Raw genomic sequence first — 14134 nt, forward strand, 5'->3', positions numbered from 1 at the left:
ATACTGAGATGTTAACGTTTTTCTTCGAGTGCTGATACTTATTTATTGGTGCGCTGATACTAATATTTTGTTTTAAGTGCTGGTATTCAAGTTTCTGAATTTATTACATAATTTTGTGATGAATACTTGCTATATGGGGTTAACCTATAATTATCAAAAAATGCATTTAATGAGACTCGAAGGTCGTTTTAAATCGGTAGCATGATGCTTACTTCACTCTTTAAAAGAGATTTCCCGCGCCACATTAAATAAGAGCATTTATCATGAAGATTTCCCGTAAGCTGCCACTTGCCGCCGCGGTTCTAACTATTTTAACAGTTGCGACGTCAAGCATTGCAAGTTTGGTTGTCAGCTCAAACTTAGTTGAACAAAAAGCGGGTGAAAAACTGCAAGCGGTTGCCGATGGGCGGCGAAATCAGGTCGAGACATATCTTACGTCCATTCATGATGATATTGCTTCATTTTCAAATAGCGAAAATGCAGCGGCTGCTGCCAAGGCTTTTGCCTTTGGCTGGGGATTTGTAAAAGGTGGTGATCGCCAAACAGTGTTGCAAAAGCGTTATATTGAAGACAATCCGCATCCGATTGGCGAGCGTGAGAAATTCGATACCTTTGGCAAAGATAAATACGACAAAACGCATGAAAAATATCATCCTATGTTCCGCGAATTTATAATTGAGCGTGGATATAGTGATTTATTCATCATCACTAAACGTGGCGACATTTTATACAGTGTGACAAAACAAGCCGAGTATGCCGCAAATCTGAAGGACGATGCTTTTTCAAATACTGGCATTGCGCGTGTTTTTAACGGTGTTATTGAGAGTGAAAATCCATCAGACATCAAGTTCGATGATTATGCAAAATATGCGCCCACAAATGGTGAAGCTGCTTCATTCATTGGCACATCGATTTTAAGTAAGGGCAACCCGATTGGGGTCATGATCCTGAAAATGCCGCACAATATTCTGGCCAATATCATGAATAACACAACAGGCTTGGGTGAGAACGGTGAAACGATCTTAATGAAGTCGGATGGCACCTTTATCAATGATTCCCGCAAGACGGACATCAATGATGCGCTCGAAACCAAACTTGAGTTGAGCCAAGATCTACTTGAGAATTCCTATGTCGAACAGCCCGTTGGTGAAGTTGAAGGTTATCGCGGTGAAACCTACGCTATTTCAACTGCACGGTTGGAGTTTGAGGGCGTAAGCTGGATTGTTGGTGCCTTGGTGCCAAGATCCCAAATGCTTGATGGCGTTAATATGCTGACTAAGATGATTGCATTAATCGCAGCTGTTTTATTTGTCGCGTCATTAATTGCAGCCTTTTTGTTCTCGCGCTCCATTACAAAACCAATTGGTAAAGTGGTTGAAGATATGGGGAATTTGATGAACGGTAACACTGACCTTGAGTTAAAGGGTACAGAACGTTCAGATGAAATTGGTCAGATGTTCAAGGCGGTTTCTGTGTTCAGAGATGCAGCCGTTGAAAAGGATCGTTTGGAAAAAGAAGGCATTGAAAACCAAGCTTTAAGTGCGCAAGAGGCCAAACGTAACGCCGAATATAAGGCTGCAGAAGCGCAAAAGGTCAATGACGTTGTCAATGTGCTTGCGGGTAGTTTAAAAAGCCTGGCAGAGGGTGATCTAACCATTGATATTAGTCAGCCATTTGATGGTGATCTTGATCGATTGCGTTGTGATTTTAATGCCTCAATTGCAAAATTGGAAAAGACCATGGGAGAGATCAATTCTCTTTCGGTCAATCTCAGTGATAACTCTAAAGAGATTAGCAATGCGACCAATGAATTGTCTCAGCGGACGGAAACTCAAGCAGCTTCGCTAGAAGAAACCTCTGCTGCACTCGATGAGATCACAGCGACGGTTCGTGAAACGGCAAACCGCGCTAAAGAAGCATCCACGAGTGCACGCGATGCCCGTAGTGATACGGAAAAATCCAGCGAAGTGGTATCCAATGCCGTGTCAGCAATGGAAGGTATTGAAAAAGCTTCAGGCGACATCAGCAATATTATCAACGTGATTGATGAAATTGCATTCCAGACAAACCTGCTTGCATTAAATGCCGGTGTGGAAGCTGCGCGTGCTGGCGAAGCTGGCAAAGGCTTTGCGGTTGTTGCACAGGAAGTTCGCGAATTGGCACAACGTTCAGCATCTGCTGCGAAAGAAATCAAGGACCTGATCACCAAATCAGGGCAAGAGGTTTCAAACGGTGTAGGGCTGGTTAAAGAGACCGGAGATGCATTGGCCAAAATTTCTGAGCATGTCGCAAAAATTGATACCCAGATTGCGACGATCTCTCAAGGAGCAGAAGAGCAATTAACCGGAATTCAAGAGGTCAATTCTGCGGTCAATTCTATGGATCAAGTCACGCAGCAAAATGCGGCTATGGTTGAGGAAAATACCGCCGTTACCCAACAAATCGCTGATGAAGTGCATGATCTAGCAAATCTAATTCAAACATTTAAAACCAAAGGCTTTACGCAGGTAAAAGAGCAAACCAATCATGTTTCGCCTGCAGAAGTACACACCAAAGAAGAGCCAAAATCATCTCCAGCAAGACGCATGGTGAACAAGGTTGCAAGTGCGTTTGCAGCAAATACGGGCGCAGCCGCAGCTGTTGCTGATGATGCATGGGATGAATTTTGATAAATCAGTCTTAAACAATTAGAAAAACCCGGTGGTCGACAACTCACCGGGTTTTTTATTGGCCTTGATTAATAGGCAAATTGCTCTGCTAAGATGCGATCATTCCATGAATGGCTGGAATCGGTCAAAATACGCGTTGTATTGTTCTCAGACTGACAGATTTCAACGCTCGTTACTGTTTTGACTTCCAAATGATCCGCAACTGCATTGACCGGGCGTTTATCAGGTTCAGCAATTTCAAACTTAACATGGGCATTGTCGGGCAGCAGTGCACCACGCCAGCGACGCGGACGAAATGGGCTCACAGGTGTCATTGCAAGTAAACGCGCATCCAGCGGCAGGATAGGGCCGTGTGCGGACAAATTATATGCTGTTGAGCCTGCAGGTGTTGCGACCATAACTCCGTCACAGATCAATTCTTCCAGTCTTGGCTTATCATCGACATAAACTTTGATCTTGGCAGCCTGATAGGATTGGCGCAGCAATGAGACTTCATTAATCGCAAGGGCGGTAAATTCATCGCCATGCGCATTGGTTGCTTTCATTTCTAACGGGTGGATTGTGTTTTCCACAGCCGCATCAATGCGACCCAATAGGTCTTTATCATCATAGTCATTCATTAAAAAACCAATGGTGCCGCGATTCATGCCATAGACAAGGCGCCCAGTATTCATTTCGTCATGCAGCATTTGCAACATGAACCCATCGCCACCAAGCGCAACAATAACATCTGCATCATCAAGAGCGACATTACCATATAAAGCAGCTAAATGTTTGATCGCCTCTTGCGCGTGATCGGCATTAGAAGCTTGAAAGGCGATTTTCAATCTGGGTACTCCTTACTATTGATCACGCGAAATTACCTGTTCTGGACGTCTGGTCAAGTTTTTCGACAATTCTTTTAAAAAAAATACAATTTTCACTTTACATCATCAGCCAGTATGATAGATGCAGCTCCGTTGCCCCTATAGCTCAGTTGGTAGAGCAACTGATTTGTAATCAGTAGGTCCGCGGTTCGAGTCCGTGTGGGGGCACCACTAAATTCTTACTTTCCCTACACAATCAATGATATCAATAGACTAAGCCCTCTTTTAGTGCGCATTCGTTTGGAAAGAGAGTGAACATTGGGGTATATGTTGGCTCCGTAGTAGGGGGAAGAGACGAGGCTGCTTGATGATATCGCAGACCAAGATCAAAAGACTAACGGAAAAACTGAAGCTAGTGCAAACAAACAGTTACAAACCATCTTGCAATTCATGGAATACACCGCCAGTCGTTTAAGCGAGATTGCAAGTCAAAAACCTCAGATATCGATTTGCAAATGTATACCATTTCGTTGTGTTGAAAGTTGCTGACCTGAGACCCGAAAGTTCCTCCAAAATTTGATAGAGTCTGTCCCAACGAATTGAAGACACTATTGATCTTGTTGGAGTCAACAGTTTTATAAAAACTAAAAATTGCGATCAGCAATAATTTTGAACTCGTTCTTCACTTAAATTCCTGCCAATGCAGCACAGAACCGGTTTTACTGAACTTCTCCATTCAGGCTGTCAAACCGGACGGCAAAATCGGGATATTTGTTAAATAATGCCAGTTCAGCTTTTAGCCCTTGGCGAAGACAATCTACATCGCGGTCATGAATAAATTGTTCGTAAAGTTTACAAATTGGGTCATCGCTTGTTGGAAGAGTGCGATGATTTACTGCTTCAATCTTTTCGAAGTGATACCCTGTTAAATACGTGAGAAATGTTCGTAATTCATCCTCGTTGCATGTATCTATTGTGAGCAGCTGCTGATTGTCATTCCCAACCCAATTGAGCATTTCCAAGGTGTAGCGTGCCCACATTAATATACCGGTATCAGTATCTATGTTATTTCGCTTATAAAGGCTTTGGGCCACCAGCATGGGGTGACGTAATATACCAGCAGTCGCGATCGAAGCCGATCCCACATTTTCCATCAAATTTTTCCACAGTGGAAGCATTAAGCACAATCGTGGGTCCTTTATAACCCAACCAGGACCCTCAAGCACCTCTGGGGTGTCATTTATCGCATTTGAAAATATTTTTCTTAGTGTTGATCGACGCCATTCGAGATAAGACGCATCAAATTTGCTCCAGTCTATTTGACCCAACGAGCGCCATGTCGTTTTTCCGTCAAACATAATTTTATTGTGAAGCACCACGATTTCATGCGGTTCGAAATGCCCTTTTGGATTTGACGTACTCGTTCCGCCCAGTGCGATCCCAGGAATATGATAGCCATTCAAAACGCATTGACGCGCAATAAAGCTTGTTCCGGATCTGTGCATACCCAGCAAGAATAATAATTGTTTTGGAAATATGATCTCACTCACTTCCGCTTGATGTTCAAGTTTAGTGAGTTTTTCAATAATCTTGGCAGGGCGTTTCGCACGATCTAATTCTATCCTTTCTACCACCGATTGCTTTGCAAGTGCTAATGCTTCGGAAGGTAATTTTCCAAGAAAATCGTGATTTTCGCGAACAGGAAATTCAAATTTCTTTCCTGTATCCCTTTCAAATTCAGCAACATAAGTTTCAAATTTGTTGTCTTGTTCGCTCGTCGTGTCACCCCCATGGTGTTGATGAAAAGTGCCTTCGCCTAAAACGAAAAACAGCTTTCGGGATTCATCCTCGAGTGCGCGAGCGTATATGTCTAAATTAGCGATACCGCCAGCAGGTGAAACAATTCGATTGTCGAATCCGCCAATTTCATCAAAATGTTTGCGGGTAATTGACAGAGAGTTAGATTCAGCCATTGGAGCAAACCATCCACGTTTGCTTGAACCAGCCCAACATGCAAAGTTAAATAACGCATACGGTGATTTAGGAAATCCAATACTCTTTAAAAAATCATCTTCAATTTTTTTAGAATACGTTTTTTCAGCAAGTCCAATGGGTTGACGTTTTAGACCCAAATGAAATCCGTGAAACGCTATAATTGCATTTGGATCTAACCTTGATGCAATTTGGCAATAATGAAGGATGCGTGGCGACCATATTCGTGCACCATCAACCGAGAGAATGAGCCGTTTACCGGATGAAAGAGAAACTCCGTAGTTCATAGCTTGGACCAGCGGTAGATTTTTTTCCAATACTACATGTTGGAGATTAGATGGGAATTTGCTAATTTCGTCGTCGCTAAGCATGTTTTTTGACGGGTTTTCGACGAGGATGATCTCAAAATCACTTTCAATAATCCCCTGGTAAGCAGCAGTCATAGATTGTATCGTGCGAGGAATTTCCCGCTTCATGTCATAACACAGACATATGATTGAAAACTCATATTCTTTTTTTTGTGAGATTACTTTTTCAAGAAACGAAAACATTCAGCGCTCTCCATAATTTCGCTTTACCAAGGATGCATTTGCTAGATGTTATGAAACATAATGCGACTTATTACGAGTTGAATACACATCTTCACGTGGGACTTTGATTGTCAACGAATAAATTGACCATAGCCAAAACTTCCGCCCAATAACATTGGATAACTCCATGTGTAATTTCACGCTTAGCTGAGATCTTTGATAAGTCTGTTTTTAAGGCAAACTCACTTGGGTTAAGTTTACCCGCTGATAAATTTGAAGTCTTTAAGGTGATTAACTTGGAATCATTGGCGCAGAGGCATCATGAGAATAGTCCGATATCTTAAATCGTGAAGCTTCCAAAGCAACCTTCTTTGAATCCTTACGTGCCCATAGACGTTCGATGGCAAATGTGCCTATTCCGTAATGGGTAGATTTGGATTCACAACAGTTGATTGGTTGACCAAATGCCCGAGGTTAGACCATTGAAGTTGAAATGCCGTTCTCCTGTACTTCGATAATCGAAATGATTTGCGAATCCATAAAACAGCAGTCTGATTTTGCCCAATTTTTGAAATAAGATCTATAGCAAAATGGAGGAATTATTGGGCGGAGATCAGTGAGTATGAATTGCTACTTCGAAATCAAATCGCTGATATGTAACCCATTGACGGCTGTCAAATACATAATCAAGTGGCAGAAAGTGGGACAGTTAAAAAGGTTGAGTTGCTAAATAAATACATGTAAACAGACGCGTCTCCGAATATAAAAAATTAGTCCCAACGGAAGCGATTCTGAGCATCAACAATGAGAAACCTTCGTTCATTTTATTCCGCTCGATTATTTTCAGTAGCGCTTGCAATATTCCTTGCAACGGTGTTGACCATATATCTTGTTGTTCAAATGCAATATGGCTTCCGCTTCGCAGATGAGGGCTTTTTATGGTACGGCTCTCAGCGCACTGTGCTTGGGGAAATTCCCAAACTTGATTTCAAAGCATATGACTTAGGCAGATACTACTGGGTTGCTGGTTTCATGACCTTATTCGGAGAAGGTGATATAATGGCGCTCCGTGTATCCCTTCTCGTCATTCAACTTATTGGACTGGCCGCAGGTTTGTGGACAATTTACCACATGAAAGCCTCAGCGATTTCAAAAAACGAAATGAAATTAGTGCTGGCAATTTCTGCGTTTATTATCGTTTTCTGGCTGGTGCCACGCCATAAGTCTTTTGATGTATCTATGGCAATGATTTCAGCCGCTACGCTCGTGTGGGTCGCTACAAAGCCATCTCTTAAGAGGTATTTCCTTTTGGGAATCCTCGTCGGGTTGATAGCAATATTTGGGCGAAATCATGGCGCCTATATTGCGGTTTCTGGTGCCGCTGCAATGTGTTTCTTGCAGTGGGGAGAGATCTTTAGCACAAAGACTGGGAAAATAATTTTAGTTGGCAGTCTAGGAGTAATGTTGGGATACAGCCCAATGATCGTTTTGAATGTAGTTTCTGCAGAATTTTACTCAGCTTTTATCGATAATCTGCATCATCAACTCTTCAGAGGGTCGACAAATATTAGTAAGCCAGTTCCATGGCCTTGGCTGATAACTTGGCACCCAACTCGAATTGACATCAATTTACAAAAACTTTTTCAAGGCATACTTTTTCTTTTGCTGGCAATCGTTCCAGTCATTGCAAGTTTGACGATTATTGGGCGGCGAGCGTTGGGTCATACTAATTTGGGGCCTTGGGCAGCATTAATTTTCTTAAGTTTTGCATACACACATTTTGCCTTTTCTCGTCCTGATTTGGGGCATTTAGCTCAGGGAATCGGACCAAGTGTACTGGCTGTGCTTATAATAGTTCAGAATCTGAAGATAAATCGCAGATGGATAATGTACGCTTTCATTTTAGTTATCAGCGCCATAACAGTTTTGCCCTTGCATCCTATGTTACGTTGTTTTTGGCAGTTCAAATGTGTATCTGCAAATATATCCGGACATCAAATCATTGTTCCACGACCAACAAAGTTGAACATAACTTTTTTGGATGAGCTACTTGCAAACCATCGCGATGCAGATCAACAAATACTTGCAGTGCCGCGAATTCCATCTGTATATGCTATGTATCAGATTAAGTCTCCAGTATGGACTAATTATGCCATTTGGAAACCGGATGAAGCATTAGATGATGCCGAATTTGATCGGTTTAAATCAGCAGATATTGCTTTTATTATTGAGGCAAAAGGTAAATTGGACGGACGAGATGATAAAGATTTCGAAAATTTGTTTCCAAAGATATTTGACTATACCAATGATAACTTTGAAATAGATTTATCCTTATCAAATGACCAATACATAGTTTATTTTCCGAAAAGAGTTTATGTTGACTAGCGTTGCAATTCTACAATCAAATTATATACCCTGGAAAGGGTACTTCGACATTATTCGCAAAGTCGATACATTTATATTTTATGACGATTTACAGTATACTACGAGAGACTGGAGAAATCGAAATAAAATTAAAACACCGCATGGTACGCAAATGTTGTCAATCCCATGTGGAAGTAGCAGAAATAGACTCATCAACGAAGTCAGGGTTGATCAGTTGGACTGGCAACAGAAGCATTACGAACAATTTGAATACAATTACAAAAAATCCCAATTCTGGGTTGAATACAAGCCATTTCTGGAAAGGATTTATCTCGAACATAAATGGGAGTATTTATCAACCTTGAATCAACAGATTATCATGCAGATATCGAAGGAGTTCTTTGGTTGTGATACTACCTTTGACTTTTCCGAGAACTATGAATTGAAATCGGCCAAAGAAGCTAGATTGCTAGAGTTGTTGGATAAAGTAGGTGCCACCCACTACCTTAGCGGTCCTGCCGCTAAAAGTTATATTAACGAGGAGAGCTTCAGAAAACGCGGAATCGATCTTGAATATATAGATTATTCAACCTATCCCGAATATACTCAACTTTATCCGCCTTTCGACCATGCAGTCACAGTCTTAGATTTGCTTTTGAATGAAGGTCCAAATAGCACCAAGTTCATGCTGCCTATCAACAAAAAATAGGAGAATCAAATCTGAAATGTTTATAACGGGTTTCTTACGCTCAGGCACCACATTGCTTGAGAAATATTTTCATAGTCATCCAGATATTGCGATCACCTCCCAACCATTTCCGTTTTTATACATTGATGTTAAGAAGGAATTTTACAAAAGCATAAATGTAGCTGCACCAGACTATCCGCTTGGGCACCTTTTTGGAAATGACGCGTATTTTCCGACTGATTTTTTGAATTTCCTTAAAGATTATCAAATTTCAGATGAGTTTCTGGAAACATGTATCCGAAGGATGACGAATTACAGTGGGCAACTGTCACCAGAGGTTTTTTCGGTTCCCGCCAAGAGTGGGAGTTTGATTAGCATTTATCGATATTTAACTCGCTCCGTTACTGAAAAAATGTCAACAAAAGAGGTTACTGTCATTGGTGCGAAGGAGGTGTTTTGTGAGGAATTTATACCGTATTTCCTCTCTGAAAATGAGCCTGTTTGCATGGTAATTCGAGATCCATACTCTGTCGTAAGATCCATTTATAAAGGTTCAGGACATAATTACGCCAATCCCAATTTGAAAATAACTCAAGTGTTGAGGAGTTGGCGAAAATCGGTAGCATTCGCGTTAAAGTTTGCTGACGATCCTCTATTTTCCCTGGTCTTATTCGATGAACTAGTAAAATCTCCAAACCAGACATTAGACCCTGTAGTGAAAAAACTGGGCCTTGACGACTATTCAGTCGATTTAAAAAAGACGCCATTGATTGCGCAAGATGGTTCGATATGGACAGGAAACTCATCGTTTTCGGGACCCAAAGTTACTTCGCATACTGACCGCGAAAATGATGTAAACAGATTATCACCCCAGATCAAGAAACTCATTAGGTTTATGTGTGCTCCAGAGCTTAGAGCTTTGAACATGGCCGATCAGTCGGCTTATGAGGGCGACTTTCAAAAGTTAACGTCCGATATTTTTGCCAATAATAGCGAATTTGAAAGTATGTTGGACAGCACTTTTCAAGAAATGGAATTACTTCGCCTAAATTATCTTTCTGCAAACACAGACGGCTTGACAAATAGTAACAATCTCATCACGAAGTACTTCATATTTCATGAGGCTCTTGTGGCACTTCAAAAGGGGTGAGGACAGAATGACTAATTCTAATCATGTAAAGTATGCGGTTGACTACAGCGTTATTATACCAGTTTATAATAGCAGTGAATCTTTGCCGAAAATAGTCGAAAGAACCACTAAAACTTTTGAAAATATGCAAGCTACTTTCGAAATAATATTCATCGATGACAGATCGCCTTCGCTCCATACTTGGTCGTTATTAAGAAAATTAGCTAGTGAAAATCCTTATGTAAAGTGCCTTCGTTTGTCTCGAAACTTCGGAAAAGCCGGTGCTGTATTATGTGGGTTGAAACACGCTCAAGGTGCACACATCATCACCATTGATGATGATTTGCAGCACGCCCCAGAAGACATAAAAATATTGGCGGAACAAAAGGATAGAGACGTTGTTATCGGCATTTATAAGAACCGTCGTCGCCATTCGCTGTTTGATCGAGTTACAAGCGCTATTAAAGGCAAATTTGATCGGTTAATTTTGGGAACCATGAGTGACATCAAAATTACCCCAGTCAAAATGATCAAGGCACAGGTAGTCGCGAATATGCTTAGTATTGCTTCAGCACGGCCAATGATTCCTGCTTTGATTGCCCATGTAACACAAGATATTGTAAATGTAGAAATTACGCATCATCCGAGAATTTATGGAAAATCCGCGTTTAATTTTCGAAAGAGATTTCGACAATTTTCTAATTTAATTGTAGGAAACTCTTCGATAATGCTAGATGCCATCACGTTCATCGGACTGATTATTTCAATCATGTCGATATGCTTTGGCATTTTCTTAATTTTTTCTAATTTCTTTTCAGTAAGATCTGTCCCAGGTTGGTTATCTTTGATGGTTGCGACCACACTTCTTAACGGTTGCGTTTTGTTTTCCGTTGGTATTATGGGACGTTATTTTATCACAATTATTGAGACGATAGAGCGCAAGCAACCTTACATTGTCGATGAAGTAGCGCCATCTGAATAAGCTGGATTATTCGTAACTTAAAATTGAGGTTCAACCTAATTTCTTAGAATCTCAAATTCATATAGGGCGCAAAATTTGTCAAAATTGGCAGTTTAAATAAATTGAACACCACATTTCAATTGAGATATCTGTAAAATCGACACGCCCATATGGTATTGACCCAAAAAAAATGCTTTATGCAATACTCGTCTTCTTATAGTGGGTAGATTGAAATTCGAAACTTACATGCAAGAAAGAACTGTTGCAGGTAAATAAACGCCCTATATCTATTTAACGCCGGTGAGTCCTTAATGAGAGAGAAAATTGAAAATAATATCAATATGATTTTGATATTATATTTTGCATTAATGTTTGCAGTAATAAATGGAATTGGGTTACAATTAGACTTCTTGGTTAACGACGATCTGCAGCGCCACTATCATATTACAAGTGGTATATTAACTTACGAGTATTTGAGTCACCATTATGTTCATAGAATTTTCAAGCTTGCTTTATTTAATCTAAATGCTGAGTATTTTGAGTTATCGAGATCGATAAATACATTATTGTTTGTGATATCTGGTTATCTTTTTTATGAGTGTTTAAGATATGTATTCCAAATATCCAGATTTATTTCATTGTTGGCTGCAACGTTATATTTAGGCGTTCCGGGTCAAATGATGATCCCCTACAGTATCGATTCTTCCTATTTTGTTCATTCATTAAATGCATTCTTACTGGGTGTTTTGCTACTTAAGTATTCTGACAGAAACTATGAGCACGTGAAAAGCTCGATTTTATTGTATGTTTTGTCAGCGTGTTGCATACTGTTGTCTCTTGAAAGTTTGGGTATAGCTCCATTTCTTTTTACATATTTTGCCGCGCTATTTATATTTTGCACCCCTTTGAAACGGTTTAACCTGACAATAGCGATCTTTTTGATGATTGGTGCTATGGCAAAATTTCTATTGGTGTATTTCAGGCCATGGGGCAATTATAAGGTTTCTGACAATGCACCCATTGAAATTTTTGAACGAATTCCGAGACTGTTTGAAATAGCAAGCGCCATTCCTTGGGTCACAGAGATAGTTTGGTCAAGAATTCCGTTTGTTATTATTCTTCTAACTGTTTCTGTGGTTTTGTATTTTATTTTCCGCGACTTTAAACTAAACAGAAAACGCGCACTGTTTATGCTGATAACACTGTCCTATACAGTCGTAATTTCGTCCGTTCTGATTGTGCTGTCGACGCATTTTCGTTCGCGCTATGGCATTCTTCCAAGTCTTGGAATATCAGTTTTGATTGCGTATGCAATCCACTGTGTGTTGGCATTATTTAATAGGAGTTGGCGCTCATATTTACTCGTTGGTATTGTTGCATTTGCAATCTCATTTTCATTTAAATTTCACAATACGCTTACGTTTTACACTCCATATAACGAGAGCGTAAAAGCGATCCGATCCCTACCTCACGCAAATGAATTCCCTCCAGAAAGTCAGTTGGCATTGTTTGGTGTTATTCGTCCCCGTGGTACGTATTTTAGCAGGAGTTCAGGTGTTGTGCGTCATATATTGGATCGAACTGATATATTTGGGTTGCTGCCTCAAGAACTTGTTGCATACGACCCATTTGGGGATGGAAGGCTGTATGCTAGATTGCAGATGGACAGGCCACTTTTTGTTTTCAGATTGTTGGATCGCGAAAAGGCACACTGGCAGCAATTGGAGTGGGGGCTAAGGGTCTATGAAACAGAACCTGGGTGGCAGCTAATCCGCTTTGATAAAAAGTCTGGAAAAATTCATATCAAAGCAAATGGTGATACTTATGAATCCTTGTCCCAGGAGTTGCAGAATTTGACGACTTCTGGAGTTAATTCATGTGATATCGCGTGGATAGATTGCAATAGCACCACATTCCGACAAAAAGTTAAATCAAGTATGAAAAATGGCGGATAGATGACCTTATTTAATAAGATTAGATTATGTCTTGGCATTTTTATATTCGTCATCATTTTCTACTTCGCTGATGTAAATAATATGATGGATGCCGTTAGCCAGTCTAATTCGTTATGGTTGATTTTGGCGAGCTTATCCTTTTTATCAACTTTTCTGGTTGAGAATTTTCGAGTTTGGATTTCCTTGCGTTTAAAGGAAACTATTGGTTTTTTAAAATTCTTGAAACTGGGTTTAGAAAGTTATGCATTTGTTCAGTTGTTCCCCGGTCACACTGGGATGGATGTGTATCGGTTAATTGTACTTGGAAAGCAAAACAAGGAGTATTTTAGTCCGGCAGTAATTATGATTTTATTGAGAATAATCAGCCTCTTGATGATGTTTGTATTATTGTTGTATTTGTTGCCCTTTGTCGGTTTGCACAACCTTGTTAGTTTTGAAAATTTAATTTACATAGCCGCGACATCAGTCTTGGTATTTTTTGTAATTTCTGCCGTTGTTATCGTCTTTTTTAAAAGACTTGCTGGTAAAATCAGATCATTCCTTGAGAAAATAGCAAATGTCTTATTCTCACTTCGTTTGAAACTGGTGGGCTTTATGTTTGCTTGCACATCGGTTCTTGTCTTGTGTCGTGTGATGACCTTTGTCATGTTGTTAAAAGCATTTAATATCGACATTCCAATACAGACTGGAGCGTTCATTGGCTTAGCGACTGCTATAGCTTGGGTCTTGCCAATTACCCCTGCGGGGATTGGGGTGAGGGAAGGCGTTACTTCTGGGCTTTTGGCGACAGTTGGAGTTCCTTTCGACGTGGGACTGCTTGTTGCTTTATTGAGTCGTCTCTTCATCGTGTCATTTGGTTTGGTTGGTGCTTTTCTATTGGTAATAGGAGGAGCGGCAGGGAGTAACAATCGAAAGGTTGAATAGTTTTCCTGCACATTAGCTTTGATTTTGACCAAATTCAATTGACGAAGTGGCGATAAAATTTTGAATAGGATGTTCCTAAATACGCCGCTCGAATACATAATAAAAGCATTTTGCCA

At 40.4% G+C, this 14134-nt stretch carries 9 protein-coding genes and 1 tRNA gene; 8 read left to right on the forward strand and 2 right to left on the reverse strand.

Going from position 1 to position 14134, the window contains the following annotated elements:
- Positions 1–263 precede the first annotated feature (263 nt).
- Entirely contained in the window at positions 264–2669 is a 2406-nt protein-coding gene (locus ACZ1GZ_RS08995) for a methyl-accepting chemotaxis protein (RefSeq protein WP_472668161.1), read from the forward strand.
- Between the two features lie 68 nt (positions 2670–2737).
- On the opposite strand, the gene ACZ1GZ_RS09000 is transcribed toward ACZ1GZ_RS08995, so the two are convergent.
- A complete protein-coding gene (locus ACZ1GZ_RS09000; protein WP_472668162.1) occupies positions 2738–3496 on the reverse strand; it encodes an NAD kinase in 759 nt (252 codons plus the stop codon).
- 134 nt (positions 3497–3630) lie between these two features.
- Between ACZ1GZ_RS09000 and ACZ1GZ_RS09005 the strand changes: the two genes are divergently transcribed.
- A tRNA-Thr gene (locus ACZ1GZ_RS09005) sits at positions 3631–3706 on the forward strand.
- 488 nt (positions 3707–4194) lie between these two features.
- Here the strand turns inward: ACZ1GZ_RS09005 and ACZ1GZ_RS09010 are convergent.
- Positions 4195–6018: a hypothetical protein gene (locus tag ACZ1GZ_RS09010; RefSeq protein WP_472668163.1), complete on the reverse strand. Its 1824-nt coding sequence runs from the start codon at positions 6016–6018 to the stop codon at positions 4195–4197.
- A gap of 783 nt (positions 6019–6801) precedes the next feature.
- On the opposite strand from ACZ1GZ_RS09010, the gene ACZ1GZ_RS09015 reads away from it, so the two are divergent.
- The 6 genes from ACZ1GZ_RS09015 (at position 6802) to ACZ1GZ_RS09040 (ending at position 14018) form a co-directional block, all read left to right on the forward strand.
- On the forward strand, positions 6802–8382 hold the full coding sequence (locus tag ACZ1GZ_RS09015; RefSeq protein WP_472668164.1) for a hypothetical protein: 1581 nt from the start codon (positions 6802–6804) through the stop codon (positions 8380–8382).
- Positions 8372–9070: a WbqC family protein gene (locus ACZ1GZ_RS09020; RefSeq protein ID WP_472668165.1), complete on the forward strand. Its 699-nt coding sequence runs from the start codon at positions 8372–8374 to the stop codon at positions 9068–9070. The genes ACZ1GZ_RS09015 and ACZ1GZ_RS09020 overlap by 11 nt, the downstream gene beginning before the upstream one ends.
- Positions 9071–9086: 16 nt before the next feature.
- On the forward strand, positions 9087–10199 hold the full coding sequence (locus ACZ1GZ_RS09025; protein WP_472668166.1) for a hypothetical protein: 1113 nt from the start codon (positions 9087–9089) through the stop codon (positions 10197–10199).
- Between the two features lie 7 nt (positions 10200–10206).
- The gene (locus ACZ1GZ_RS09030) at positions 10207–11160 is read left to right on the forward strand and encodes a glycosyltransferase family 2 protein (protein ID WP_472668167.1); all 954 of its coding nucleotides are present in this window, start codon (positions 10207–10209) and stop codon (positions 11158–11160) included.
- Between the two features lie 290 nt (positions 11161–11450).
- Positions 11451–13094 (forward strand): hypothetical protein, encoded by a 1644-nt coding sequence (locus ACZ1GZ_RS09035; protein WP_472668168.1) that lies wholly within the window; start codon positions 11451–11453, stop codon positions 13092–13094.
- Positions 13095–14018, forward strand: a complete 924-nt coding sequence (locus tag ACZ1GZ_RS09040; protein ID WP_472668169.1) for a lysylphosphatidylglycerol synthase transmembrane domain-containing protein — start codon at positions 13095–13097, stop codon at positions 14016–14018.
- Positions 14019–14134 lie beyond the last annotated feature (116 nt).

Source organism: Lentilitoribacter sp. JB5-8 (assembly GCF_055693385.1).